Genomic DNA, 24,808 nt, shown 5'->3' with positions numbered 1-24,808 from the left:
CTCCACGGGCACGTCACGGCAGCCACGAGCCAGAGGACCAGGGATGACAGAGCAGCTGCTGCAGATGCGCGGCATCACCAAGACCTTCCCCGGCGTGAAGGCCCTCGCCGACGTCAACCTCGACGTCACCCGGGGGGAGATCCACGCGATCTGCGGGGAGAACGGTGCCGGCAAGTCCACCCTCATGAAGGTGCTCAGCGGGGTCTACCCGCACGGGACCTACGAGGGCGAGATCGTCTTCGAGGGCGAGGTGTGCGAGTTTAAGGGCATCGCCTCGAGCGAGGCCCGCGGCATCGTCATCATCCACCAGGAGCTCGCGCTCATCCCCTACCTCTCCATCGCGGAGAACATCTTCCTCGGCAACGAGCGCGCGACCCGTGGCGTCGTCAGCTGGCACGAGACGCAGGTGCAGGCGGCCCAGCTCCTGCGGCGCGTGGGGCTGGCCGAGAAGCCGCTCACCCGCGTGGCGGACATCGGCGTCGGCAAGCAGCAGCTCGTGGAGATCGCGAAGGCGCTGTCGAAGGAGGTGAAGCTGCTCATCCTCGACGAGCCGACCGCGGCGCTGAACGACGAGGACAGCCGGCACCTGCTCGACCTCATCGCCGGGCTGCGGGACGAGGGCATCACCTCGGTGATCATCTCCCACAAGCTCAACGAGATCACCCGCGTCGCCGACCGCATCACCATCCTGCGGGACGGCCAGACCATCGAGACGCTGGACGTGTCGTCCCCGTCCACGACCGAGGACCGGATCATCCGCGGGATGGTCGGGCGCGACCTCGCGCACCGGTTCCCCGAGCGGACCCCGCAGCTCGGCGACGTCGTGTTCGAGGTGCGCGACTGGACCGTCCACCACCCGATCGACCAGCACCGCAAGGTCGTCGACTCCGTCTCCCTGCACGTACGCCGCGGCGAGATCGTCGGTCTCGCCGGACTCATGGGGGCGGGGCGCACCGAGCTCGCGATGAGCGTCTTCGGGCGGACCTACGGCCGCGCCATCAGCGGCACGGTCCTGAAGGACGGCAAGGAGATCTCCACCCGCACGGTGTCGCAGGCGATCGAGCACGGCATCGCGTACGCGACGGAGGACCGCAAGCACTACGGCCTCAACCTCATCGACGACATCGCCCGCAACATCTCGCTCGCCTCGCTCGGCAAGGTCTCCAGCCGCGGCCTCGTGGACGACCGCGAGGAGGCCGTCGTCGCGGAGCGCTACCGCCGCAGCATGGGCATCAAGGCCCCGACGGTCCGCGCGGTCACGGGCAAGCTGTCCGGGGGCAACCAGCAGAAGGTCGTGCTCAGCAAGTGGATGCTCGCCGACCCCGACGTGCTCATCCTCGACGAGCCGACCCGGGGCATCGACGTGGGCGCGAAGTACGACATCTACGTGCTCATCAACGAGCTCGCGGCGCAGGGGAAGGCGGTCCTCGTCATCTCCTCCGAGCTGCCCGAGCTGCTGGGCCTGTGCGACCGGATCTACACCCTCAACGCCGGGCGCCTCACCGGGGAAGTCCCCCGCGAGCAGGCGACCCAGGAGACACTCATGCGCTTCATGATGAAGGAGCACAGCTAGATGGCGATCCAAGAGGCAGTGCGCCCCTCCGACACGACGACGGCCGGCGGCGGTCTCGCGGAGGCCCTGCGCGGCAACGTGCGGCAGTACGGCATGGTCGCCGCGCTCGCCATCATCGTCGTGATCTTCCAGGTCTGGTCGGGCATCCTGCTCAACCCGCAGAACGTCACGAACCTGCTGGCGCAGAACGGCTACATCCTCATCCTGGCCATCGGCATGGTGGTCGTCATCATCGCCGGGCACATCGACCTCTCGGTCGGCTCCATCGCCGGCTTCATCGGCGCGCTGGCCGCCGACCTCACCATCTCGCACCACTGGCCCTGGCAGCTCACGGTCGTGTTCTGCTGCGCACTGGGCGCTCTCATCGGTGCCTGGCAGGGGTTCTGGGTGGCGTACGTCGGGATCCCGTCGTTCATCGTCACCCTCGCCGGCATGCTGGTCTTCCGCGGCGCGACGCAGAAGCTCCTCGACGGCAGCACGATCGCCGGCTTCCCGCAGGGCTTCCAGGACATCAGCAAGGGCTTCCTGCCCGACCTCGGCAAGAACCAGGTCTACCACTGGCCCACGATCATCCTCGCCGTGCTCGCGGTCGTCGCCGTCGTCGGGCTGGAGCTGCGCCAGCGCCGCGCGCAGGTCCGCTACGGCTTCGGCACGACGCCGCTGTGGATGTTCGCCGCGAAGACGCTGCTGATCTCGGCCGCCATCCTCACCTTCGCGTTCATCCTCGCGAGCTACAAGGGCATCCCCATCATCGGGCTCATCACGATCGCGATGCTCGTCGTCTACGCGTTCGTCATGCGGGTCAGCGTGATCGGCCGCCACGTCTACGCGATCGGCGGCAACGCCTCCGCCGCGAAGCTCAGCGGGGTCAAGAACCAGCGGGTGACCTTCCTGGTCTTCGTCAACATGGGGCTGCTCGCCGCCTTCGCCGGCATCGTCTTCGCCGCCCGGCTCAACGCCGGCACGCCGCAGGCCGGCGTCAACATGGAGCTCGAGGCCATCGCCGCGGCCTTCGTCGGCGGCGCGTCGTCCAGCGGCGGCGTCGGCACCGTCCTCGGCGCCGTGATCGGCGGCCTCGTGCTCGGCGTCCTCAACAACGGCATGTCGCTGGTGAGCATCGGCACCGACATCCAGCAGATCGTCAAGGGCCTCGTGCTGCTCGCCGCCGTCGGCTTCGACATCTACAACCGGCGGAAGTCCGGCACCTGACGGCGGCTGCTCACCGCAGGCCCCGGTCCGTCGGCGGACCGGGGCCTGCGCCGTCTGCGCGTGGCCCGTTGTGCGCGCCGGTACGCACCCCCTACGGTGCGGCCATGGCCTCGAACTCCTCCGCACGGCACTTCGCCCTCCTGGGCGGCTACAGCAAGTCCGGCGCCTTCGAGCTGGCCGAGGACACGCTGGTCGTGACAGCGGTCGGCGGCGTCAGCCTCGACCTCACCTCCGCCACGCTGCCGCCCGTCAGCACCATCACGAAGATCTCGCTCGTGGGCGGCATGTCCGTGCGCGTGCCGGCGGGGGTGCGGGTCGAGGTCGAGGGGTTCGCGCTGCCGCTCATCACCAAGCAGAGCGCTCCCTCGGGCGACGGCCCGCTCGTGCGGCTGCGCTGCTACGGCGCGCTCGGCGGCGTGTCGGTCCGCCAGGGCTGACGCACCGAGGACGTCAGTCCCCCACCGCGGCGGCGAGCACCCGCTCGACGGCGAGGTCGGCGAGGCAGGCGGGCTCCGGCGCGTACGGGCAGCGGCCGGTCCACCAGCACTCCTGCTCGGTGATGGCCGACGGCAGCCGCACCGGGCAGCCGGGCCACCCCTGCAGGTTGCTCGCGGTGGCGGCGGAGAAGCCGTAGCGGCCGGCGGACGTCGGACCGAACAGCCCGACGACGCGGCAGCCGACGGCGGCGGCGATCCGGACCGGCCCGGTGTCCCCGCCGACGACGACGCCGCCGCGCGTCCCCACCGCCGCCAGCACGGCGGCGAGGTGGCGCAGGTCCCCCGGGGGCAGCCGCGGCAGACCGGCGAGCTCCGCGGGGACCTCCAGCCCGGCGGTCAGCACGTCGTAGCCCGCGCCCGCGAGACCCGCTGCGAGCGCGGCGAAGCGCGCGCCGCCCCACTCCTTCACCGGCATGCCCGAGCCGGGGACGAGGACCGCCGGACGGCGGACGTCCCCTAGCGCGGCCTCCCCCGCCGCGGCCTCGTCGGGCGTGAGCACGAGGCGCAGCGGCTCGTCGGCGTACGCCGGGGCGATGACGCCGTCGTCGGCCAGCAGCGCGAGGAACCGGCGGTCGACCAGGTGCCCGTCGGGCGCCCCGCGCCACAGGCTCGTCGCGCTCACGGGCGCCGAGGCGGCGCACAGCTCCCCGATCCCGTCGTACGCCGTGGTGCTGACGATCACGTCATAGCGCTTGCGCGCGAGCACCTCCTCGAGGAACCGGCGCGGCGCACCCTCGCTGTGGTCGCTGGTCGCGAAGACGGAGCCCACCGTGGGGTCGTGGCGCAGCAGCGCGTCACCCGGCGTGAAGGTGACGACGTCGACCGGGCTCCCGTGCGTACGCGACAGCGCGACCACCGAGGGCAGCGCGAGCAGCACGTCGCCGAGCCCGCCGAGCAGCTCGACGACGAGGACCTCGGTCACGGGCCGAGCACCGCGCGGTAGGCCTCCAGGTGGCGCTCGGCGATGGACGCCCACGAGTGCTCCGCCGCGCGGGCGAGCGCACGGCAGCGCAGGTCCGCGCGCAGGTCCTCGTCGAGCAGCACCCGGCTCAGCGCGTCGGCGACGGCCGCACCGTCACGGCGGGCGGCGATGGGGGCGACGACCTCGGCGACGCCGTCGGTGCTGCTGTCCGGGAGGGTCGCGACGGTGCAGCAGCCGGAGTCGAGCGCGGCGAGCAGCGCCCCGCTCTTGGAGGTGACGCCCGCGGTCAGCGGCAGCACGACCGCGTCGCTCGCCCGCAGCAGCGTCGCGACCTCGTCCTCGGGCACGTGGTCGGTGAAGACCACGGCGCCGGTCACGCCGCAGGACGCTGCGTGCGCCACGAGCTCGGCGCGGAAGTCGGTCGCCTCCTGGCCCGGCAGGGCGAGCGACTCGAAGCCGCCGGCCACGACGAGCCGGACGTCGCGGCCGAGCTCGGCGCGGACCGTCGCGAGCCCTTCGAGCAGGTAGCGCACGCCCTTGACGGGGTGGACGAACCCGAAGAACACCAGGAGGTCCGCCGCTGGAGGCACACCCCAACGGGCCGTGACCGCCGCGCGCGCCTCGTCCCGGGAGAGCGCGGAGGCGCGGACGTTGGGGCCGATCGGGACCAGCCGAGGCGTGCGGCCGAGCCGCTCCCGGACCTGCGCCGCGTGCCCCGCATTGGTCGCGAGGAGCTCGGCGCTGCGCGGGCCGAGCAGCAGCGTCTCCCGGTCGACGCGCGGCTCGAGGGCGCCCCACACCGGCGCGGGCACGCGCGGGAGTCCCGTCCACCAGCCGTACTCGTGCAGCGTGGTGACGACGGGGCGGGAGACGAGCGCCGGGAGCAGGCCGACCCACGGGGAGAAGGAGTACGCCGACGGCGCGAACTGCACGTGGACGACGTCGGGGGCCAGCCGGTCCAGCGCCCGCGCCGCCTCGCGCACGCCGCGCAGGTCGAAGCGGTCGCACACCTCGGCGTCCGCGCCCTCCGACCCGCGCGCCGAGACCACCAGCGGCTCGGCGCCCTGCTCCGCGAGCGCATCCCGCAGGCGGGCGACGTAGTCCGCGACCCCGTCGTGGCGCGGCGCGAACCGGCCGGTCAGCAGGGCGGTGCGCACGGGCCGCGTCCTTCCCGGGGGGTCCCGGGCGAACCGCCACGAGAGGATGGAGGGGTGGATCTTGACGAGCAGGGTACGCCCGCAGGAGTGACGCCCCTCCCCGACCGCGCCCTGGGTGAGCACCCCGGAGCGCTGGCCGGGCTGCCCGTCGACTGGGCCGCCCTGCACCGCGTCCTCGTCGTGCGCCCGGACAACGCCGGTGACGTCGTCATGCTCGGCCCGGCGCTGCGCCAGCTGCGCGCCGCCTGCCCCGAGGCGCACGTGACGCTGCTGACCTCGCCCGCCGGCGCGCCCGCGGCCGACCTGCTGGCCGAGGTCGACGACGTCCTCGTCGCGAGCCCGACCTGGCAGCACGCCGGCGTCGCTCCCGCGCCCGACCCGGCGGCGGAGCTCGAGCTCGTCGAGCGGGTGCGCGCCGGCGCGTACGACGCCGCGGTGCTGTTCACGAGCTTCTCGCAGTCGCCCTGGCCGCCGGCCTACGTCGCGCTCCTGGCCGGCATCCCGGTCCGGCTCGGCATGTCCAAGGAGTTCGGCGGCGCACTGCTCTCCACGTGGGTGCCGGCGCCCGAGGACGGCCTGCACCAGGTCGACCGCGCGGTGCACCTGCTCTCCCGGCTCGGGCTCCCCGAGCCCGACGGCACCGACCTGCGCGTCGTCGTCAGCGAGGCGGCACGGGAGCAGGCGGCCGCGGCGCTCGGCGCCACCGGCCCGTACGCCGTGGTGCTGCCGGGCGCCTCCTGCTCCTCGCGCCGCTGGCCGGCCGCGCGGTTCCGCGAGCTGGGGGGGCTGCTCACCGCCGAGGGGCTGCACGTCGTGGTGGCCGGGACGCCGAAGGAGCGCGCGCTCGTCGAGGCGGCGACCCCGGCGGGCGGGACCGCGCTGGTCGGGGCGCTCGGGCTCGACGGGCTCGCCGCGCTGCTCGAGGGCGCCGCGCTCGCGGTGACCAACAACTCCGGCGGCATGCACCTCGCCGACGCCGTGCGCGTCCCGCTCGTCGCGCTGTTCGCCGGCACCGAGGAGGAGGGCCAGTACGCTCCCCGGAGCACGCGCGCCGCCGTCCTCCGGGTGCCGACCGCGTGCTCGCCCTGCCGAGCGTTCACCTGCCCGTTCACGGGGCAGACCCCCGATGGCGCACCCCCCTGCCTCGACCTCGACCCGCGCGCCGTCGCGGCCGCGGCGCTGGCCCTGACCGAGAGGAGCGCGGCGTGAGCCTCCCGCCCGAGCCCGCGTCCCCCTGGCAGGAGCTGCTCGCCCGCTTCGCCGGCCGTCGCGTCGCCGTCGTCGGGGAGTGCTGCCTCGACGTGTGGCTGAGCGGGCCGGCCCGCGGCCTGGCGCGCGAGGGCGTCGTGCCCGTGGTGCGCGTGGAGGAGGAGGCGTACGCCCCCGGCGCGGGCGCCAACGCCGCCCGGGGCGTCGCCGCGCTGGGCGCCGAGGTGCGCTTCGTCTCGCTCGTCGGTGACGACGAGGAGGGCGGCCAGGCCCGCGCGCTGCTCCGCGCGCAGGGCGTCGACGACGCGCTGGTCGTCACGGTGCCGGTGCGCCGCACCGTCACCAAGCGCCGGCTCACCGCCCGTGGCCAGCTGATGGCGCGCTTCGACAGCGGCGACTGCGACGCGGTGACGGGGGACGACGAGGCCCGCCTCGTCGCGGCCGTCGAGGCGGCCGTCGACGGAGCCGAGGTCGTGCTCGCCGCCGACTACGCCTGCGGGCTGTGGACCCCGGCGACCCGCGCCGCGGTCGAGCGGGCCGCCCGCGCGGCAGGCGCGCTGCTCGTGGTCGACGCGCACGACATCCGCACCTGGCACGACCTGCGCCCCGACGTCGTCACCCCGGACTCCGAGGAGGTCGAGCTCGTGCTCGGCCCGGCGGACGCGGAGGCCTTCGCCCGCGACCGGGTGGGCTTCCTCGAGCGCTCCGGCGGCCTGCTGCGCGAGCTGAGCGGCGCGGCGACGGTGGTCGTCACGCTGGACCGGGACGGCGCGCTCGTGCTGCCCTCCGACGCCGAGCCCTGGCAGGTGCCGGCCGAGCCCGTCGCGGCGCCGGTCGGCGCGGGGGCCGGCGACGCCTTCGCCGCGGCGATGGTCGTCGCGCTCGCCGCGGGGGCCGAGCTGCCCGACGCCGCGCAGGTCGGGTGCACCGCCGCCTCCGTGGTCGTCGCCCGGCCCGGCACCACCGCGTGCCGGCTGCCCGAGCTGCGCGCCCGGCTCGAGCGGCACGCCCCGCTCCACCTCGGCCGCGAGCGGCTCGCGGCGCTCGTCGAGGACTACCGCGCCCGCGGGGCCCGCATCGTCATGACCAACGGCTGCTTCGACGTGCTCCACGCCGGCCACGTGGCCTACCTCGACGCCGCCCGCCGGCTCGGCGACGTCCTGCTCGTGGGTGTCAACGGCGACGAGAGCGTGCGCCGGCTCAAGGGGCCCGACCGCCCGGTCAACCCGGTGGCGGACCGCGTGGCGGTGCTCCAGGCCCTCAGCACCGTGGACCACGTCGTGGTCTTCGACGGCGACAGCCCGACGGACCTGCTGCGGACCGTGCGGCCCGACGTCTACGTCAAGGGCGGGGACTACACCGAGGACATGCTGCGCGAGGCGCCGCTCGTCCGCGAGCTCGGTGGCGAGGTGCGCATCGTCGACTGGGTGGAGGACCGCTCCACCACCGCGCTGCTCGAGCGCGTGCGCCGCAGCGGCTGACGGGCCGCCGGATCCACGGCTGGACTCGCCGGGTCGACGGGTACGGACGCAGACGTGCGCCGCGGCCGTCCCCCCGGGCGGCCGCGGCGCACGTGCGCAGCTGCGGGCTACTCCGCCTCGCGGGGAGCGGGCACCGCGGTCAGGAGGGCGCGGACCTCGGCCTCGCGGTAGCGGCGGTGGCCGCCGAGGGTGCGGATCGAGGTGAGCTTGCCGGCCTTGGCCCAGCGGGTGACGGTCTTGGGGTCCACGCGGAACATCTCGGCGACCTCCGCCGGCGTCAGCAGCGTCTCGGTCTCGTTCGTCCGTGCAGCCATCGTGGAACCTCCCGCGAACCAGGCGCGGCCGTCCGTTCGGCCGTGCTGGAGTCGATGGTGCCGCAGTGGGCTTGATGTCCGATATGGCCCGACGGGACTATTCGTGCCGTGGCGGAAGTGACTACTCCGTCCCGGTCGGTCCCGGGACGGCCGTCCCGTACCCTCCGCGGGCCCCTCGGCGGTCAGGACCGCGTCGGCGCCGCCGAGCCGACCGGCGCGCGACCCCGAGCGGGTGGTCGGGGGTCCGGGAGTGGGCGGAGGGGGGGCGCGCCATGTACCGTTGGCTCCACGAAGGACACCGGACTTTCACGGGGCCGCTCCATGTCGGGCCGCCCCGTCAGCGCATGAGGGGGTCGAGCCATGGGGCGTGGCCGCGCCAAGGCCAAGCAGACCAAGGTCGCCCGGGAGCTGAAGTACTCGAGCCCCGACACCGACTACGAGGCGCTGCAGCGGGAGCTCGCGAACGGCGGTGGCTTCCCGCTCACGTCGACCCTGCCGAGCGCTGACGACTCCGACGACGACGCTGAGGACGACGACGACTGGTCGCCCTCCCGCTGATCTCCTGCCGGGCCTGCTGCACCGCGAGGTGCGGCAGGCCCGCGCGTCTCCCGGGGCTGAGCGGCGCTGCGGGACCGGCGGGTCCAGCGTCAGGCGTGGTCGCCGACGAGTTCCGCGGTGCCGTCGCCCGCCTGCTCGACGACCTCGCCGGCCTGCCAGGCCGCGACCCCGCGCTCGGCGAGGAACGCCACGGCCGCGGCGACCTCGCCCGGCGGCAGCACGGCGACCATCCCGACGCCCATGTTGAGCGTGCGCTCGAGCTCGCCGCGCTCGACCGGGCCGACCGCGCCGACCAGCCCGAAGACCGGCGGCGGGGTCCAGGTGCTGCGCTCGATGCGCACGTGCAGGCCGTCCGGCACGACGCGCGCGACGTTGGCGGCGAGCCCGCCGCCCGTGATGTGGGAGTACGCGTGGACCTCCCGCGTGCGGGCGAGCTCCAGGCAGTCCCGGGCGTAGATCCGGGTGGGCTCGAGCAGCTCCTCGCCGAGCGTGCGGCCGAGCTCGTCGACGTGCGTGTCCAGGGTCAGCCCCGAGGACTCCGCCAGCAGCACGTGGCGCACCAGCGAGTAGCCGTTGGAGTGCAGCCCGCTCGAGGCGATCGCGAGCACGGCGTCGCCGGCGACGATCCGCTCGGCCCCGAGCAGCCCGTCGGCCTCGACGACGCCGGTCGCGGCGCCCGCCACGTCGTACTCGTCGGGGTGCAGCAGGCCCGGGTGCTCGGCGGTCTCGCCGCCGAGCAGCGCGCAGCCGGCGAGCGTGCAGCCCTGCGCGATGCCGCTGACGATCGCGGCGATCCGCTCGGGGACGACCTTGCCGCAGGCGATGTAGTCGGTCATGAACAGCGGCTCGGCGCCGCAGACGACGAGGTCGTCGACGACCATCGCGACCAGGTCGAGCCCGATCGTGTCGTGGACGTCGAGCGCCTGGGCCAGCGCGACCTTGGTGCCCACGCCGTCGGTGGAGGTGGCGAGCAGGGGGCGGCGGTAGCCGGCGAGCGCGGAGGCGTCGAAGAGCCCGGCGAACCCGCCGATGCCGCCGACCACCTCGGGCCGGGTGGCGCGGCGCACGGAGGCCTTCATCAGCTCGACCGCGCGGTCGCCCGCCTCGATGTCGACGCCGGCGGCGGCGTAGCTCGTCACGAGGACCGCACCGCCTCGTCCGCCACGCGCTCGACGACGGAGACCGGCTGCACGCCGACGAGCCCGGCGTCCTCGGGCAGCGCCACGGGATAGCTCCCGGTGAAGCACGCCGTGCACAGCCGCTCCGCGGGCTGCTCCGAGGCGGCGATGAGCCCCTCGAGGGAGACGTAGCCGAGCGAGTCGGCGCCGACCGACTGGCGCACCTCGTCGACGGTCAGCCCGTTGGCGATGAGCTCGGCGGGCGTGGCGAAGTCGATGCCGTAGAAGCACGGCCACTTGACCGGCGGGCTGGAGATGCGGACGTGCACCTCCGCAGCGCCCGCCTCGCGCAGCATGCGGACCAGCGCGCGCTGGGTGTTGCCGCGCACGATCGAGTCGTCGACGACGACGAGCCGCTTGCCGGCGATGACCTCGCGCAGCGGGTTGAGCTTGAGCCGGATGCCGAGCTGGCGGATCGTCTGGCTCGGCTGGATGAAGGTGCGCCCGACGTAGGCGTTCTTCACCAGGCCCAGCCCGAACGGGATGCCGCTCTCCTGCGCATAGCCGACGGCCGCGGGGGTCCCGGACTCGGGGACCGGGATCACGAGGTCCGCCTCGGTCGGCGCCTCCCGAGCGAGCTGCCGCCCGATCTCCACGCGCGCGGCGTGGACGCTGCGGCCGGCGATGCGGGTGTCGGGGCGCGCGAGGTAGACGTACTCGAACAGGCAGCCCTTGGGCTCGGGCTCCGCGAAGCGCCGCGAGCGCAGCCCGTGCTCGTCGACGACCAGCAGCTCGCCGGGCTCGACCTCGCGCACGAAGCTCGCGCCGACGATGTCGAGGGCGGCAGTCTCGCTGGCGACGACCCAGCCGCGCTCCAGCCGGCCGAGGACCAGCGGGCGGATGCCCTGGGGGTCGCGGGCGGCGTACAGCGTCGTCTCGTCCATGAAGACCAGGGAGTACGCGCCGCGCAGCTGCGGGAGGACCCGCGCCGCGGACTCCTCGAGCGGGACGTCGGGGTCCTGGGCGAGCAGCGCGGCGATGAGGTCGGTGTCGTTGGTCGCCTCGATGGTGTTGCCGCGCCACAGGTCGGTGGCGTCGAGCTCCGCCTCGGCCGCCGCGACGGCGACGCGCAGCGAGGCGGTGTTGGTGAGGTTGCCGTTGTGCGCGAGCGCGAGGCTGCCCGAGCCGGTCGACCGGAAGGTGGGCTGGGCGTTCTCCCACGTGCTCGCGCCGGTCGTCGAGTAGCGGGTGTGGCCGATGCCGAGCGAGCCCTTGAGCGACTCGAGGTGCGACTCGTCGAAGACCTGGCTGACGAGCCCCATGTCCTTGTAGACGAGGATCTGCGAGCCGTTGCTCACCGCGATGCCGGCTGCCTCCTGCCCGCGGTGCTGCAGGGCGTAGAGCCCGAAGTAGGCGAGCTTGGCGACCTCTTCGCCCGGCGCCCAGACCCCGAAGACGCCGCACGCGTCCTGGGGGCCCTTGTCGCCGTCGAGGAGGTCGTGGTTCAGCCGTCCGTCTCCACGCCCCATGGGGGCAAGCCTACGGGGCGTCGGCCTCGCGCTGCGCCGGGTCGTCGGTACGTCCCGGTGCGTCTGCCTGGTCTGGCCTGTCGGGCCCTGCCCGGTCGGGGCGGTGGGGTCCTCCCGGGTCCGGGCGGTCGAGCAGCACGGCGAGGAGGCCGAAGAGGATGGCGCCGATGGCGCCGGCGAACCCCGCGGTGTAGACGACCGCCACTCCGGGCGAGGTGGCGGCGGTGTGCCGGGCCTCGGCGAGCACGAACCCGACGACGACGCCGACGGCGGCGCCGGCGATGAGGAAGCGCGAGTACCTCGGCGAGCGCGTACGGACCACGCCCCCACGGTAGGGGGTCGGGGCACCTCACGCCGCCCGTGGCGCGGGCGGGGTGGGGCTGGCCCCACCCCCTCCCCTGCGGCCCGGCGGAGGTGCAGTCCGCCAGCCAGCGGCACAGACGCAGGGGCCCGCGGTGACGAGGGTTGACCCATGACGATCTCCACCCCCACCCGCCCCGTCCAGACCCCTCCTGCCGGGCCACGAGCCCGGCGCTCCCGCACCACGCGGGTCGCCGCGTGGAGCGCGCGGCACCGTTGGTCGGCCTTCCTGCTCTGGGTGCTCTTCGTGGCCGCGGCCGTCGTGCTCGGCGGCGCGACCGGCACCCGGCAGCTCAGCAGCGCCGACTCCGGCACCGGCCAGTCCGGGCACATGGACCGCATCGTGGCGGCCACCTCCTTCGACGAGAAGCCCGTCGAGAACGTCCTCGTCACCAGCAGGTCCGGGGGCCGGGTGGGCCCGGCGGGACCAGCCGCCGCCGCGGACGCCGCCCAGCGGCTCCGCTCGCTCCCCCAGGTCGCCGGGGTGGGCACGCCGGTGACGAGCGCGGACGGGAAGGCCGTCCTGCTCCCCGTCACCATCGCCGTACGCGCCGGTGCCGACGCCGACCAGGCCGCCACGGCCGCCGAGGACGCCCTCCCCGCGCTGGAGAGGGCCGTCGCCGCCACGCAGGCCGAGCACCGCGACGTGCGCGTCGAGCAGGTCGGTGACGCCTCGCTGCCGAAGGCGATCGACGACCGCGTGGCGGCCGACTTCTCGAAGGCCGAGATCACCTCGATCCCGGTGACGCTGGTCATCCTCGTCGTGGTGTTCGGCGCCCTGGTGGCGGCGTCCGTGCCCGTGCTGCTCGCGCTGTCGTCGGTGATGGCCGCGCTCGGGATCTCCGCGCTGGTCTCGCACCTGCTGCCGGTGACCCCGCAGCTCTCCAGCGTCGTGCTGCTCGTCGGCATGGCGGTGGGCGTGGACTACTCGCTGTTCTACGTCCGCCGCGAGCGGGAGGAGCGCGCCCGCGGTGCCGCCCGCCGTGACGCGATCGAGCGGGCGGCGGAGACGGCCGGGCACGCGATCGTCGTGAGCGGGCTGGCCGTGATGGTCTCGATGGCCGGGCTGTTCCTCGCTGGTGCGGCGGACTTCCGCTCGATGGGGGTCGGCGCGGTGCTCGTCGTCGCGGTGGCGATGACCGGCTCGGTGACGGCGCTCCCCGCCCTGCTCTCGCTGCTGGGCGGCGCGCTGGACAAGCCGCGGATCCCCTTCCTGCACAAGCGCTTCTCCCGCAAGCTCGACAGCACGCACGCCGGTGAGTCGCGGCTCTGGGGCGCGATCCTCCGCCCGGTCCTGCGGGCGCCGCAGAAGTCCGCGCTCGTCGCCGCAGGTCTGCTCCTCGTCCTCGCCGCTCCCGTGCTCGGCATGAAGCTCGGCAGCTCGGGCACCGAGTCGCTCCCCCGCTCGCTGCCGGTGATGCAGACCTACGACCGGCTCGTCGCGTCGTTCCACGACACCGAGCAGTCGATGAGCGTGGTCGTCGCCGCCGACAAGGGCACCACGCTCGACCGCGGGGCCACGACCACGGCCCTCACCGACCTCGCCGGCAAGGCCGCGGGCCGCGACGCCTTCCGGCCGAGCACCGGCGGTCCCGACATCCAGTTCTCCCACTCGGGCGATGCCGCCCGGCTCACGCTGCCGCTCGCGGTGTCCGCCTCCAGCGGCAGCGCCCACGACGCCCTCACCGCCCTGCGCGGCGACGTCGGCCGCAGCAGCCTCGACGCGGTGCCGCACTCGTCCTGGGGCGTGACCGGCAGCACCGCGCAGGACGTCGACTGGAACGACGGCATGGCGCGCTCCCTGCCGCTGGTACTGCTCTTCGTCCTGGGCGTGACCTTCCTGGTGCTGCTCGTCTCCTTCCGCGCCCCGGTCGTGGCCCTGCTGTCCATGGGGCTGAACATGCTGTCGGTCGGTGCGGCGTACGGCCTGCTGGTGCTGGTCTTCCAGGGCCACTGGGCCGAGGGCCTGCTCGACTTCCACGGCAACGGCCGGATCGTGTCCTGGCTGCCGCTGTTCGCCTTCGTCATGCTCTTCGGGCTCTCGATGGACTACACGGTCCTCGTCGTGAGCCGGATCCGGGAGGCGCACCTCGCCGGAGTGCCTGCTGCTGAGGCGGTCCGGCTCGGCATCACGCGTACGGCCGGGGTCGTCACGAGCGCCGCCGTCATCATGGTCGCGGTGTTCTCGATCTTCGGGACGCTGTCGCTGCTGGAGTTCAAGCAGCTCGGTGTCGGCCTCGCGGTCGCGGTCCTGCTGGACGCGACGGTCGTGCGGGCGGTGCTGCTGCCGGCCACGATGGCGATGCTCGGCGAGCGCGCCTGGTGGACCCCGCGCCGCGGGCGGCTTCAGACCAGCGGGAGGTAGGCCCCGAGGTCCGTCCGCTCACCACTCGCGTCCACCTGGCCCTGTGCCACCGCGTCGGCCCACTGCAGCCGACCGGTGGCCAGGGCCAGCCACGTGCGCGGGTCGGTCTCGATGACCGCGGGCGGGGTGCCCCGGGTGTGGCGCGGGCCCTCGACGGCCTGCACCGCGGCGTACGGCGGGACGCGGACCTCGACGCTGCGGCCGGGGGCGCGGGCGGCGAGCTCCTCGCAGAGGTAGCGGCAGGCCGTCTTGAGGTCCGCCGGCGCGTCGGTCTCGAGTGCCCGGGCTACGGCGGCCCGACCCTCGGCGACGGGGACGCGGCGACGAGCGGGCACGGGCGTCAGCGTACGTCGCCGTCGACGTAGGCCCAGGCGCCCTCCACCCTGGTGAAGCGGCTGCGCTCGGCCAGCCGGCCCCGCCGCCCGCCCTGCCGGTACGTCGCCACGAACTCCACCTCGCCGGTGTCGTCGAACAGGCCGCCGGGCACGACGTCGAGCACCACCAGCCGCTCCCAGGCGAGGTCCGGGTCGAGCACCAGGCGCGCCGGCCGGGTGGTGGGGTGCCAGGTGCGCAGCAGGTGCGCGACGTCGGCGCGCGCGTACGCCGTGAAGCGCGAGCGCATGAGGGCCTCGGCTGTGGGGGCGGGCTCGCCGGCGAGGTACCGGCCGCAGCACGCGTCCAGCTCGAGACCGGTCCCGCAGGGACAGGGCACGGCGCGCGTGTCGTCGGCCATGTCCCCAGGATGGCGCAGGTGCGGGGAAACCCCGGCCGCGCGACCCGGGCCGCCCCTAGGGTGACGCGCATGTCGCGCCCGAGGACGGCGGCCCTCGGGGTCGCGCTGGCCCTGCTCGCCCCCGCCGCCGCGTGCTGGAGCCGCCCGGCGCACGCCGCGCGCGGCCCTATCGTGGCCAGGCTGGACGCGCCCACGAGCCGGGCGGCCCAGCCCGCCGACTACGCCCGGCTCGACCTCGGGCAGTACGACGAGGCGGGGTGCTTCCTCTACGTCCTGCGCAGCACGCCGGGCCACGCGCTGCGCGCCGACGGCGGGTTCCCGGAGGGCTCGCCGGTCGCGCACCCGCCGGAGGGCTCGCGCTTCGCCGCGCTCGGCCAGGCGCCCTCGGGCTCCGTGCTGCTGGCGGAGGTCAACGCCTACGACTGCGTGGACCCCGGTCTGCTGGCCCGGGTCTCCGCCGGCCGAGCGGCGGTCGCGGTCTTCTGGAACGTCAACGCCGACCAGGAGTTCGACTACGCGGTGGACGGTCGGGTCGCCGTCCGGCTCGACTCCGACCTCGACGTCCCGACTGCCGCGGACGCGCGCGCCCTGCGGCCGTTCACCAGCGGGTTCCGCTTCCAGCGCGACGGCACGATCGGTGGGAGGTCGGGCGCCCTGGCCCTCGCCGAGCGGACCTCCGGTGTCCGGCTCACCGCTGCTGGAGTCGACGCTCTCGTGCCGCGCAACCTGCTGTTGCCGCTCTGGTCCACGCCTCCTCCTCCGGCGCCGGACACCGTCCTGCGCTTCGCCTGGTACGGCGACCAGGAGCGGGCCGAGCGGCTGGCCGCCACGCTCCGGGCCGCGTCACCCGAGCAGCAGCGGGCCACCGCCGCGTACGCCGCGCGGCAGGCGGTGCAGGCCGGGGGGCTGTCCCGGCAGCCCGCCGTCCGCGCGTACCTGCCGGACGTGGGGGCGGCCGTGCCGCCGCCGTTCCCGCCCGCCCTCGTGCTCGAGACGCGCATCCTCTGGGGCGCGGCGCAGGCGGCGAGCTGGACGTTCTACCCGGAGCCTCCGGAGAGCCGCGCCGCCCGACTGCACGGCGCCGCCATCAGTGCGCTGTGGAGCGCGTCGGGGCGCGACCCCGCGACCGCGGCGTTCAGCACGGTCGACGCCGCGCGCCAGCTCGGGACCGCTACGGGCGTGGACCTGGTCAGCCGCATCGAGGCGTTCACCAGCGGGAGCGGGTCGTGAGGCGCCGTACCGCCGGAGTGTCGCTGACGGCGCTGGCCGCGCTCGCCGCGACCCTCCCCGCGTCGCTGCCCGCGGCGCGGGCGGCGGACGCTCCGCAGCTCACCGTCGTGGGCACGCAGCACCCCGAGGGCGGGGGTGACGGCGCCAGCCTCGTGTCGACGTCGCTCCCCGGCGGGTCACCCGTCCGCGTCGCGGACACCGTGTCGTCCTCCCTGCGCGCGACGGCGAGCCACGACGGGAGCACGCTGCTGCTCGCGGACGACGGCATCGACGTCGTGGTCTCCACGGCCACCGGGGCGACCCGGCGCCTCGACCTGCCCGCGGCGTCGGCCCTGGCGCTCACGCCGGACGGCTCACGGGCGTGGCTCTCGCCGGAGGTCGACCTCGAGGAGAAGCCCCATCTCCTGGTCGACGTCGACCTGGCGACGGGGACCACGACTCCGGCCGTCTTCGGCTCCGCGGGCGCGTCGAGCGTCGCCGTCTCCCCGGACGGCACGCGGGTCGCCTGGGCTGCGGGGGGTGGCGTCGGGATCGCCGATCCCGCCACCGGTCTCTCGCGTGACGTGCCCACGACCCGCGCCGTGCAGCGCGTCGACTTCCGGGCTCCCGCCACGCTCGTGCTCACCACCTGCGAGGACGAGGGCTGCCGGCGGACCGCGGTGCGCGACGAGGCCGGGAACGACCTGGCGCCGAGCGCGTCCTCGGTCAGGGCCTTCGGGGACACGGCAGCGGGTGTCTGGCTCGCCGTCGGCGACCTCCCGCACGCCACGGTCGAGCTGCTCCCCGCCGACGGGAGCGCGGTCATCCCCGTCGCCGCGGAGCTGCCCGACGGCGTCGCCCCCCTGGTGGCGCTGCCCGCAGCGCTCCCGCCGGTCGCCCGGGCGCCGCTGCCCGTCGACGTGCGGCCCGCGTACGGCGTCCCCTGGGCACCGTCCCCGCCCCTCGGCACGCTGGCGGTGGACCTGTCCGTCCGCCTCGAAGGACCCGGCTCCACGACCGTGGGCCTCCAGCACCAGGTCGGCGGGGAGTGGCGGACGGTCGCGACGGCGCCCGTCCTCGGAGGGGTGGTGCACGCGCTGGTCCCCGGCTCGCGCCACACGCGCATCCGGGTCGTCAACGCGGACGGCGCTCCGTTGGCCATCACGACCACGCGGGCGCGGGCCGTGCTGACGCTGACGGCCGTCCGGCGCGGCGACCGCATGGTCTTCCGCGGGACGGTGGCACCAGCGCGTACGGGGACGGTGACGCTCTACCGCCGCGCGTTCCGGGGCGGCTACGCGGACGTCGCGGTCCTGCCGGTCCGGCACGGCCGCTTCTCCGCCTCGCTGCCCGTGCGCCCCGGAGCGAGCGCGTGGCTCGTCACCGGCGGTGTCGACCGGTCCCACGACGCGGGGACGAGCGCGGCGGTCCGCATCCCCTCCTGACGCGTGCGTGTCGATCTCCACCCCGGGGCATGGGGGCGGCATGCTCGGCAAGCTGCTGCACCGCGACCGCACCCCCACCGACGACCGCTGGCAGGTGGTGACGGTCGCCGTACCCCCGGGCGAGGTCGTCGTGCCGCCTCCCCTGGCGGGCCGCGACGACGTCGACTGGAAGCTGCGTCCCGCGCCCGGCGACCGCGGGAGCGAGCTCGCCGCGCACCCGCGGCCCGGCGGCCCGTCCGACGCCGACCTCCGCCAGCTGCTGCGCGAGACCAAGCAGCTGATCGAGGTGGGGGAGCTGCTCCAGGCGGACTCGCCCGGCACGAGCGAGAAGACGCTCCTCAACGCGCCCCTGCGGGCGATCACCGGGCGTGCGGAGAGGCTGGGGCACAAGTGAAGGCGCTGACCTGGCAGGGGATCAACGAGCTCGCGGTCAAGAAGGTCCCGGACCCGCACCTCCAGAACACCCACGACGTCATCCTGCGCGTACGCCGCTCCGTGGCCTGCGGGTCGGACCTCCACCTGCTCGGGGGCTACATCCCGGCGATGGAGAAGGGCGATGTCATCGGCCACGAGTTCATCGGCGACGTCGTCGAGACCGGCTCGGGTGTGCAGAAGCTCCACGTCGGCGACCGCGTGGCGGTCAGCTCGTTCATGGCCTGCGGGAAGTGCTGGTACTGCAAGCAGGAGCTCTACTCCCTCTGCGACAACGCCAACACGAACCCCGCGATCACCGAGGCGCTCTGGGGCCACGCGGCCGGCGGGTGCTTCGGCTACTCGCACGCGATGGGCGGCAACGCGGGGGCGCACGCGGAGTACATCCGGGTGCCGTACGCCGACGGGACCGCGTTCGTGGTGCCGGACTCCGTCGCTGACGACCGCGCGGTCTTCGCCTCCGACGCGGGGCCGACCGGGTGGATGGGCGCCGACCGCGGCGGGGTGAAGGAGGGCGACGTCGTGGCCGTGTGGGGCGCGGGTGCGGTCGGCCAGGTGGCCGCGCGCGCGTCCGAGCTGCTGGGTGCCTCGCGCGTCATCATCATCGACCGCTTCCCGGAGCGGCTCGCGCTGGCCGGCCAGTTCTCCGAGGGCGTCGAGACGCTGGACTACTCGCAGGTCGACGTCGACGACGCGCTGCGCGAGATGTCGGGCGGCCGCGGCCCCGACGTCTGCATCGAGGCGGTCGGCATGGAGGCGCACAGCGAGGGGGTGCAGAACGCGTACGACCAGGTGAAGCAGCAGCTCCGCCTGCAGACCGACCGCACCACCGCGGCGCGCGAGGCGATCTACTCGTGCCGCAAGGGAGGCAGCGTGTTCCTGCTCGGCGTGTTCGGCGGCGTCGTCGACAAGTTCCCGCTCGGCGCGATGATGAACAAGGGCCTGACCGTGCGCGGGGCGCAGATGCACGGGCCGCGCTACATCCCGATGCTGCTCGAGCGGATGGCGCGCGGCGAACTGCGGACCGAGCTCTTCGGTACGCACGTGATGCCGCTCGCGGACGCGCCGAAGGGGTACGAGCTGTTCAAGGAGAAGAAGGACGGGTGCGTGCGGCCGGTGTTCGTCCCCTGACCCCCGCTGCGCGGTGATCATGCAGGTTGTGGGCGCCCCGGACCGCATCGACTTCGCCACCCCCACTACGCGGTGATCATGCAGTTCATGAGGGCCCAGCCGCGGCAGCCCCCACTACGCGGTGATCATGCAGTTCATGAGGGCCCAGCCGCGGCAGCCCCCACTACGCGGTGATCATGCAGTTCCTGGGGTCCGGGCCCCGGCGAGGCAGGTGCGGGACGCGGACGCGTGCGCGGACGCGGCGAGGCAGTTGATCAGGTAGCCGCACGAGGTGGTCGCCGCACCGACGGGATTCCACCCCTTCGGCGACCACCTCGTGCGGTCGGCCGCGACGATGATCGGGCAGCCTGATCAACTTCACGGCCGGGCGCGCGGTGCTAGGTTCGGCCGGCAGGCCCCGACGGTACGGAGGAGGCGCGGCGTGCGGCTGGCGGCGTACCAGGGTCCTCGCGAGGCACCCGACCTCGCGGCGGGCCTCGATGCCATCGAGCGGGCGGCGGAGCAGGCTGCTGCGGAGGGTGCGCACCTGCTCGTCACCCCCGAGATGAGCGCGACGGGCTACGACATCGGCGAGCGCGTCGCCCGTGAGGCCGAGCCGCCCGACGGGCCGATCGCCCAGCGGGTCGCCACGGTCGCGCGCCGCCTCGGCATCGCCATCTCCTACGGCTATCCTGAGCGCGCAGCCGAGGGCGTCTACAACGCCACGCAGGTGATCGGGCCCGACGGGGAGCCCCTGTCGAGGTACCGCAAGACGCACCTGTTCGGCGACCTCGACCGCGGTCTCTTCATCCCCGGGGACCGGCTGCTGGAGCAGTTCTCCCTCCAGGGCCTGCAGATCGGCGTGCTCACCTGCTACGACGTCGAGTTCCCCGAGGTCGTCCGCGCCCACGCGCTCGCCGGGACCGAGCTGCTCATCGTGCCGACGGGACTGATGGAGCCGTACCGCTCGATCGCCCAGGCGCTCGTGCCCACGAGGGCGTGGGAGAGCCAGGTCTACATCGCGTACACCAACCGGATCGGCAGCGAGAGCACGCTCACCTACGTCGGGTCCAGCATCATCGTCGCTCCCGACGGCGACGTGCTGGACGTCGCGGGAGGCGAGGAGACCCTGCTGCTGGCCGAGATCGACGCCACCCTCGTCGCGGAGTCCCGGCGGCAGAACCCCTACCTCGCCGACCGTCGTACGGACCTCTACCCGTGACCGCAGCGATCCCCGTCGGCGTCACCGAGCAGGGACCCGACCGCCCGCCGATCACCATGTTCGGGCCCGACTTCCCCTTCCCGTACGACGACTACCTCGCCTCTCCCGCCGGGCTCGGCAGCGTCCCGGCGGACGTGCACGGCACCGAGGTCGCGGTGATCGGCGGCGGCCTGTCGGGCATGGTGACGGCGTACGAGCTGCTGCGCCTCGGCTTGAAGCCCGTCGTCTACGAGGCCGGCGAGATCGGTGGCCGGCTGCGCTCGGTCGCCTTCGACGGCCACCCGGGCACGGTCGCGGAGATGGGCGCGATGCGCTTCCCCCCGTCGTCACGGTCGTTCTTCCACTACGTCGACAAGGTCGGCCTGCGCACCAAGCCGTTCCCCAACCCGCTCTCCCCGGCGACGCCCAGCACCGTCATCGACCTCAAGGGCGTCAGCCACTACGCGCGCACCCTGGACGACCTGCCCGACCTCTACCGCGAGGTCGCCGACGCGTGGCGCGACACGCTCGTCTCCCTCGCCCGCCTCGACGAGATGCAGGACGCGATCCGCGACCGCGATGTCCCGACCATCAAAGCGATCTGGGACGGCCTGGTCCAGCGCTACGACAACCAGACGTTCTACGGCTTCCTCTGCGAGTCCCCGATGTTCGCGTCGTTCCGGCGGCGCGAGGTCTTCGGGCAGGTCGGCTTCGGCACCGGCGGTTGGGACACCGACTACCCCAACTCGATCCTCGAGATCCTCCGCGTGGTGTTCACGAACGCCGACGAGGACCACCGCTCGATCGTCGGCGGCAGCCAACTGCTGCCGCAGCGGCTGTGGCGGCGTGCACCGCACGACCTGTCGCACTGGGAGCCGGGCACGAGCCTGCGCGACCTCCACCCCGGCGGCGTCCCCCGCCCGGCCGTACGCGCGCTGCACCGCACCGCGCCCGGCAACCTGACGGTCACCGACACCGACGGGACCATCCGCAGCTACCCAGCAGCGGTCTTCACCGCGCAGAGCTGGATGCTGCTCAGCCGGATCACCGTCGACGAGTCGCTGTTCCCCACGGACACGTGGACGGCGATCGAGCGTACGCACTACATGGGCTCGTCCAAGCTGTTCGCGCTGGTGGACAGGCCCTTCTGGCTCGACCAGGACGACCGCGGACGCGACCGGATGAGCATGACGCTCACCGACCGGATGCCTCGCGGCACCTACCTACTGGACGACGGCCCCGATCGTCCGGCCGTGATGTGCCTGTCCTACACATGGTCCGACGATTCGCTGAAGTGGCTGCCGCTCTCGACTCAGGAGCGCCTCGACGTCATCCTCACCTCGCTGCAGGCGGTCTACCCGGACGTCGACGTCCGCCGGCACATCATCGCGACCCCCGAGGCGATCTCCTGGGAGACCGAGCCGGACTTCATGGGCGCCTTCAAGGCGAACCTGCCCGGCCACTACCGCTACCAGGAGCGGTTGTTCACGCACTTCGTCCAGGACCGGCTGCCGGAGGCGTACCGCGGGCTGTTCCTCGCGGGCGACGACATCTCGTGGACCGCGGGCTGGGCCGAGGGCGCGGTGCAGACGGCGCTCAACGCCGTGTGGGGCGTGGTCCACCACCTCGGCGGCTCGAGCGCGCCGGGCAACCCCGGGCCGGGCGACCGCTTCGACGAGCTCAAGCCGTTCTCGTTCGGCGAGGACTAGCGCGGCAGCGTCAGCACTTCCACGCCGTCGTACCCGATGGCCACGGTGTGCTCGCTGTGGGCCGTCAGGCAGCCGGTGGCGCTCTTCAGCGTCCACCCGTCGTCGTCGGTGACGAGCTCGTCGGTGTCGGCCATGACCCAGGGCTCGATGGCGAGCAGCAAGCCGGGCCGCAGCTTGTAGCCGCGCCCGGCCTTGCCGGCGTTGGGGACGTGGGGGTCCTGGTGCATCGTCGAGCCGACGCCGTGGCCGCCGAAGTCGGTGTTGATGCGGTAGCCCGCCCCCTGGAGCACCGTGCCGATGGCCGCGGAGATGTCGCCGAGCCGCGCCCCCGCCCGCACGACCGAGATCGCGGCCGCGAGCGCGCGCTCGGTCGCGGAGATGAGGGCCAGGCTCTCGGCCGGCCGGGACTCCCCGACGACGAAGCTGATGGCGGAGTCAGCGACGATGCCGCCCAGGGACACCGCGAGGTCGAGCGAGAGCAGGTCGCCGTCGCGCAGCGCGTAGTCGTGCGGGCGGCCGTGGAGCACGGCGTCGTTGACCGAGGTGCAGATCCAGTGCGCGAACGGCCCCCGCCCGAACGACGGCGCGTAGTCGACGTAGCAGGACAGCGCACCCGCGTCGACGATCATCTGCCGGGTCCACTCGTCGATCTCGAGCAGGTTGGTACCGACGGTGCTGCGGCCCTTGAGCGTCTGCAGGATGCCGGCGACGAGGGCGCCCGTCTCGCGCGCGCGGGCGATCTCCGGCGGGCTCAGGATCTCGATCACGACAGCTCCTTCGGTACGACTATCCCGGCCATACTATCCCGGTCTACCATCAGGGGCATGGTCCGGTTGCCGCTGAGCACAGCCGACGTCGAGCGCGGGCAGCGCCTCGGGGCCCTGCTGCGCCGCGCGCGCGGGACGCGTCCCATGCTCGACACCGCACTGGCTGCGGGGATCTCGCCGGAGACCCTGCGCAAGATCGAGTCGGGGCGCGTCGCCACGCCGGCCTTCACCACCGTCGCCGCCGTCGCGGTCGTGCTCGGGCTCTCGCTCGACGAGGTGTGGAGCGAGGTCACCCGCTCCGAGCGGGTCGCCTCGTAGCCGGAGGGTCGAGCGTCGCCCGCAGCGCGACGTACCCCAGCAGCAGCAGGCAGATCAGCCGCGGCCAGCCCGAGCCGCCGTCGAGGTCGAGGTCCGCGAGCCAGAAGCTCGCCGCCGCCAGCACGAGCAGGCGCAGCCGCCGCTCGCCCAGCGCGAGGCTCCACGCCACCAGCGGGATCGAGTACGCCGGGGCCGGGTTGGTCTCGACGAGCGCCCGGGCGGTGAAGGCGAGCAGCAGCCCCTCGACGGGGCGACCGCGCAGCGCGCCAGATGTCGACCCGGCGAGCCCGAGCACGGCCTCGGTGGGGCGGATCCAGCGCGGCGGCCGGTGGAACCGCTTCGCACCGATGATGTCCGGCAGGCTGCCGGGCGCCGTGTGCATGACTCCGCGCCCGGCCTTGAGGAACGCCGGCAGGTCGACGGTCGCGAACGGCGCGTAGACCGCGGCGAGCACGGCGGCGCCCGCGACGAGCAGCACCCGGTCGGCGAGGAGCACGGGCAGCACCGCCAGCGCGGTGGGCTTGGCGGCCGCGGCGACGGCGAACGCCCCCAGCGCCCACCACCGCCGGCCGGCGCGCAGCGCGGCGACGACACCGAGGGCTCCGAGGGCGACCAGCGCGTCGTCCGCGTGCCCCTTCCAGGCGAGCTGCGCCCACGGGTAGACCAGCGCGGCGGCACCGAGCACGCCCACCACCCCCGGGGACCGCCGCCCCGAGCAGCGCGCGCCCAGCAGCACGACCAGCCCGGCGGAGAGCGCCACCAGCACGAGGTACGCCGCGCGCGGGAGCCACGAGAACACCAGCGCCAGCGGCCCCATCTGCGCGTCGACGTCGTCGGCGTAGACGTGCAGGGCGCGGTGCGAGAAGAGCAGGTTGCGCGCGTGGTGCGCGATCCGCCAGTCCGGGTGCACCACGTCGTGCCAGTGCCACGCGACGACGACGGTGGCGAGCGCGGTGAGGAGGGCGAGCAGGCGCCACGACCAGCCGACGCGCGTCACTCGCTCCCCCTCCACTGCTCCCCCCTGCTCCGACATACGGGTCACCGCCCGCGTGCCGCCGTGATCTGCTCGTCCAGCCAGGCGGCCATGACGGTGTTGATGCGCAGGCCGAGCTCGGCATTGGGGGCGAACGGGTGCGGGTCGCCGTCGGCGAGGACCTCGAGCAGCGCCTGCAGCTCGGTGACCTGCTCCCCGACCGAGGCGCGCTCGCGCTCGAGGGCGGCCACGCGCTGGTCGCGCGGGAGCGTCTGGAGGAGGAACCAGCGCAGGATCGTCTCGGAGCGGGTCGCGCGGTTCGGCTCGCTCTCGAGCAGCCAGTCGCGCAGCGCGGCGCGGCCCTCGTCGGTGATGGCGTAGGTCTTGCTCCGCCGCGCCCCCTCGCCGGCGACGCGCACGAGGCCGTCGTCCAGCAGGCGGGCGAGCTCGGGGTAGATCTGGCTGTGGGTCGCGTGCCAGGCGCTGCCGAGCGACTGCTCGAAGCGCGACGCGAGCGCGTAGCCCGTGGCGGGCTGCACCTCGAGCAGGCCGAGGATCGCGTGCCGGAGGGACATGCTGCGAGCCTACCTGTCTGCGCTGACATATAAGTCTTGACATG

Annotated in this window: 25 protein-coding genes; 14 read left to right on the top strand and 11 right to left on the bottom strand. The window is 74.2% G+C overall.

The genetic code is table 11. The annotated features are described in order from the left end of the window. Positions 1-43: 43 nt before the first annotated feature. The 3 genes from mmsA to EV189_RS03870 all read left to right on the top strand — a co-directional run bounded on the left by mmsA (position 44) and on the right by EV189_RS03870 (position 3,219). The gene (gene mmsA, locus EV189_RS03880; RefSeq protein WP_130491595.1) at positions 44-1,573 is read left to right on the top strand and encodes a multiple monosaccharide ABC transporter ATP-binding protein; all 1,530 of its coding nucleotides are present in this window, start codon (positions 44-46) and stop codon (positions 1,571-1,573) included. Next, positions 1,574-2,782 (top strand): multiple monosaccharide ABC transporter permease, encoded by a 1,209-nt coding sequence (gene mmsB / locus EV189_RS03875; protein ID WP_130491594.1) that lies wholly within the window; start codon positions 1,574-1,576, stop codon positions 2,780-2,782. Positions 2,783-2,886: 104 nt separating this feature from the next. Next, entirely contained in the window at positions 2,887-3,219 is a 333-nt protein-coding gene (locus EV189_RS03870; protein ID WP_130491593.1) for a hypothetical protein, read from the top strand. Positions 3,220-3,232: 13 nt separating this feature from the next. Here the strand turns inward: EV189_RS03870 and EV189_RS03865 are convergent, their stop codons facing one another. Together EV189_RS03865 and EV189_RS03860 are read right to left on the bottom strand one after the other, a co-directional pair. Next, positions 3,233-4,201, bottom strand: a complete 969-nt coding sequence (locus EV189_RS03865) for a glycosyltransferase family 9 protein (RefSeq protein WP_231116030.1) — start codon at positions 4,199-4,201, stop codon at positions 3,233-3,235. Beyond that, positions 4,198-5,358 carry a glycosyltransferase family 4 protein gene (locus EV189_RS03860; RefSeq protein ID WP_165400112.1) on the bottom strand — a complete coding sequence of 387 codons (1,161 nt, stop codon included), beginning with the start codon at positions 5,356-5,358 and terminating at the stop codon, positions 4,198-4,200. The genes EV189_RS03865 and EV189_RS03860 overlap by 4 nt, the downstream gene beginning before the upstream one ends. Positions 5,359-5,412: 54 nt before the next feature. On the opposite strand from EV189_RS03860, the gene EV189_RS03855 reads away from it, so the two are divergent. Together EV189_RS03855 and rfaE2 are read left to right on the top strand one after the other, a co-directional pair. Beyond that, on the top strand, positions 5,413-6,567 hold the full coding sequence (locus EV189_RS03855; RefSeq protein ID WP_231116029.1) for a glycosyltransferase family 9 protein: 1,155 nt from the start codon (positions 5,413-5,415) through the stop codon (positions 6,565-6,567). Beyond that, positions 6,564-8,048: a D-glycero-beta-D-manno-heptose 1-phosphate adenylyltransferase gene (rfaE2, locus tag EV189_RS03850; protein WP_130491590.1), complete on the top strand. Its 1,485-nt coding sequence runs from the start codon at positions 6,564-6,566 to the stop codon at positions 8,046-8,048. The genes EV189_RS03855 and rfaE2 overlap by 4 nt, the downstream gene beginning before the upstream one ends. 107 nt (positions 8,049-8,155) lie before the next feature. Here rfaE2 and EV189_RS03845 read toward each other — a convergent pair whose 3' ends face one another. Further along, a complete protein-coding gene (locus EV189_RS03845; RefSeq protein WP_130491589.1) occupies positions 8,156-8,362 on the bottom strand; it encodes a BldC family transcriptional regulator in 207 nt (68 codons plus the stop codon). A 360-nt stretch (positions 8,363-8,722) separates the two neighbouring features. Between EV189_RS03845 and EV189_RS03840 the strand changes: the two genes are divergently transcribed. Next, complete coding sequence (locus EV189_RS03840) at positions 8,723-8,920, top strand: DUF3073 domain-containing protein (protein WP_130491588.1); 198 nt, start codon at positions 8,723-8,725, stop codon at positions 8,918-8,920. 89 nt (positions 8,921-9,009) lie between these two features. On the opposite strand, the gene purM is transcribed toward EV189_RS03840, so the two are convergent. Genes purM through EV189_RS03825 form a run of 3 tightly spaced genes read right to left on the bottom strand, consistent with a single transcriptional unit; the run spans position 9,010 to position 11,889 of the window. Continuing rightward, positions 9,010-10,059 carry a phosphoribosylformylglycinamidine cyclo-ligase gene (gene purM / locus EV189_RS03835; RefSeq protein ID WP_130491587.1) on the bottom strand — a complete coding sequence of 350 codons (1,050 nt, stop codon included), beginning with the start codon at positions 10,057-10,059 and terminating at the stop codon, positions 9,010-9,012. Then, positions 10,056-11,567, bottom strand: coding sequence for an amidophosphoribosyltransferase (gene purF / locus EV189_RS03830; RefSeq protein WP_130491586.1), 1,512 nt, complete (start codon positions 11,565-11,567; stop codon positions 10,056-10,058). Before purF ends, purM begins: the two co-directional genes overlap by 4 nt. A 10-nt stretch (positions 11,568-11,577) precedes the next feature. Then, positions 11,578-11,889, bottom strand: coding sequence for a hypothetical protein (locus EV189_RS03825; RefSeq protein ID WP_130491585.1), 312 nt, complete (start codon positions 11,887-11,889; stop codon positions 11,578-11,580). A 150-nt stretch (positions 11,890-12,039) separates the two neighbouring features. Here EV189_RS03825 and EV189_RS03820 point away from each other — a divergent pair, with 150 nt between their 5' ends. Continuing rightward, positions 12,040-14,292: an MMPL family transporter gene (locus EV189_RS03820; RefSeq protein WP_130491584.1), complete on the top strand. Its 2,253-nt coding sequence runs from the start codon at positions 12,040-12,042 to the stop codon at positions 14,290-14,292. On the opposite strand, the gene EV189_RS03815 is transcribed toward EV189_RS03820, so the two are convergent. Both EV189_RS03815 and EV189_RS03810 read right to left on the bottom strand, forming a co-directional pair. Further along, positions 14,274-14,627: a sterol carrier family protein gene (locus tag EV189_RS03815; protein ID WP_130491583.1), complete on the bottom strand. Its 354-nt coding sequence runs from the start codon at positions 14,625-14,627 to the stop codon at positions 14,274-14,276. The genes EV189_RS03820 and EV189_RS03815 overlap by 19 nt on opposite strands. A gap of 5 nt (positions 14,628-14,632) precedes the next feature. Next, positions 14,633-15,025: a YchJ family protein gene (locus tag EV189_RS03810; RefSeq protein ID WP_130491582.1), complete on the bottom strand. Its 393-nt coding sequence runs from the start codon at positions 15,023-15,025 to the stop codon at positions 14,633-14,635. A 69-nt stretch (positions 15,026-15,094) separates the two neighbouring features. On the opposite strand from EV189_RS03810, the gene EV189_RS03805 reads away from it, so the two are divergent. From EV189_RS03805 to EV189_RS03780, 6 genes are all read left to right on the top strand, one after another. Then, positions 15,095-16,255: a DUF6461 domain-containing protein gene (locus EV189_RS03805; RefSeq protein ID WP_130491581.1), complete on the top strand. Its 1,161-nt coding sequence runs from the start codon at positions 15,095-15,097 to the stop codon at positions 16,253-16,255. Further along, a complete protein-coding gene (locus tag EV189_RS03800; protein WP_130491580.1) occupies positions 16,252-17,679 on the top strand; it encodes a TolB-like translocation protein in 1,428 nt (475 codons plus the stop codon). Before EV189_RS03805 ends, EV189_RS03800 begins: the two co-directional genes overlap by 4 nt. Before the next feature lie 40 nt (positions 17,680-17,719). Further along, complete coding sequence (locus EV189_RS03795; protein WP_130491579.1) at positions 17,720-18,073, top strand: hypothetical protein; 354 nt, start codon at positions 17,720-17,722, stop codon at positions 18,071-18,073. Beyond that, positions 18,070-19,242: a zinc-dependent alcohol dehydrogenase gene (locus EV189_RS03790; protein WP_130491578.1), complete on the top strand. Its 1,173-nt coding sequence runs from the start codon at positions 18,070-18,072 to the stop codon at positions 19,240-19,242. The genes EV189_RS03795 and EV189_RS03790 overlap by 4 nt, the downstream gene beginning before the upstream one ends. A gap of 421 nt (positions 19,243-19,663) precedes the next feature. Further along, on the top strand, positions 19,664-20,443 hold the full coding sequence (locus tag EV189_RS03785; RefSeq protein ID WP_196788514.1) for a carbon-nitrogen hydrolase family protein: 780 nt from the start codon (positions 19,664-19,666) through the stop codon (positions 20,441-20,443). Between the two features lie 56 nt (positions 20,444-20,499). Then, entirely contained in the window at positions 20,500-22,131 is a 1,632-nt protein-coding gene (locus EV189_RS03780; RefSeq protein ID WP_130491938.1) for a flavin monoamine oxidase family protein, read from the top strand. On the opposite strand, the gene map is transcribed toward EV189_RS03780, so the two are convergent. Beyond that, positions 22,128-22,898, bottom strand: a complete 771-nt coding sequence (map, locus tag EV189_RS03775; protein ID WP_130491577.1) for a type I methionyl aminopeptidase — start codon at positions 22,896-22,898, stop codon at positions 22,128-22,130. The genes EV189_RS03780 and map overlap by 4 nt on opposite strands. Before the next feature lie 57 nt (positions 22,899-22,955). On the opposite strand from map, the gene EV189_RS03770 reads away from it, so the two are divergent. Continuing rightward, complete coding sequence (locus tag EV189_RS03770) at positions 22,956-23,216, top strand: helix-turn-helix transcriptional regulator (RefSeq protein ID WP_130491576.1); 261 nt, start codon at positions 22,956-22,958, stop codon at positions 23,214-23,216. On the opposite strand, the gene EV189_RS03765 is transcribed toward EV189_RS03770, so the two are convergent. Both EV189_RS03765 and EV189_RS03760 read right to left on the bottom strand, forming a co-directional pair. After that, positions 23,188-24,213, bottom strand: coding sequence for a hypothetical protein (locus EV189_RS03765; protein ID WP_130491575.1), 1,026 nt, complete (start codon positions 24,211-24,213; stop codon positions 23,188-23,190). The two genes, EV189_RS03770 and EV189_RS03765, sit on opposite strands and share 29 nt — an antisense overlap. A 41-nt stretch (positions 24,214-24,254) precedes the next feature. Further along, entirely contained in the window at positions 24,255-24,764 is a 510-nt protein-coding gene (locus EV189_RS03760; RefSeq protein WP_130491574.1) for a PadR family transcriptional regulator, read from the bottom strand. Positions 24,765-24,808: the final 44 nt, after the last annotated feature.

Origin of the sequence: Motilibacter rhizosphaerae, assembly GCF_004216915.1 — a bacterium.
Classification (GTDB): Bacteria; Actinomycetota; Actinomycetes; order Motilibacterales; family Motilibacteraceae; genus Motilibacter; species Motilibacter rhizosphaerae.
The sequence above is the reverse complement of the archived record's forward strand: the minus strand, read 5'-3'. Positions and strand labels throughout refer to the sequence as shown.

Coding starts and splice junctions, on each gene's coding strand:
- mmsB (WP_130491594.1), top strand. CDS start 1,574: ATGGCGATCCAAGAGGCAGTGCGCCCCTCCGACACGACGACGGCCGGC.
- purF (WP_130491586.1), bottom strand. CDS start 11,567: ATGGGGCGTGGAGACGGACGGCTGAACCACGACCTCCTCGACGGCGAC.
- EV189_RS03810 (WP_130491582.1), bottom strand. CDS start 15,025: ATGGCCGACGACACGCGCGCCGTGCCCTGTCCCTGCGGGACCGGTCTC.
- mmsA (WP_130491595.1), top strand. CDS start 44: ATGACAGAGCAGCTGCTGCAGATGCGCGGCATCACCAAGACCTTCCCC.
- EV189_RS03770 (WP_130491576.1), top strand. CDS start 22,956: ATGGTCCGGTTGCCGCTGAGCACAGCCGACGTCGAGCGCGGGCAGCGC.
- EV189_RS03780 (WP_130491938.1), top strand. CDS start 20,500: ATGTTCGGGCCCGACTTCCCCTTCCCGTACGACGACTACCTCGCCTCT.
- EV189_RS03820 (WP_130491584.1), top strand. CDS start 12,040: ATGACGATCTCCACCCCCACCCGCCCCGTCCAGACCCCTCCTGCCGGG.
- EV189_RS03870 (WP_130491593.1), top strand. CDS start 2,887: ATGGCCTCGAACTCCTCCGCACGGCACTTCGCCCTCCTGGGCGGCTAC.
- EV189_RS03805 (WP_130491581.1), top strand. CDS start 15,095: ATGTCGCGCCCGAGGACGGCGGCCCTCGGGGTCGCGCTGGCCCTGCTC.
- EV189_RS03760 (WP_130491574.1), bottom strand. CDS start 24,764: ATGTCCCTCCGGCACGCGATCCTCGGCCTGCTCGAGGTGCAGCCCGCC.
- EV189_RS03840 (WP_130491588.1), top strand. CDS start 8,723: ATGGGGCGTGGCCGCGCCAAGGCCAAGCAGACCAAGGTCGCCCGGGAG.
- EV189_RS03795 (WP_130491579.1), top strand. CDS start 17,720: ATGCTCGGCAAGCTGCTGCACCGCGACCGCACCCCCACCGACGACCGC.
- EV189_RS03845 (WP_130491589.1), bottom strand. CDS start 8,362: ATGGCTGCACGGACGAACGAGACCGAGACGCTGCTGACGCCGGCGGAG.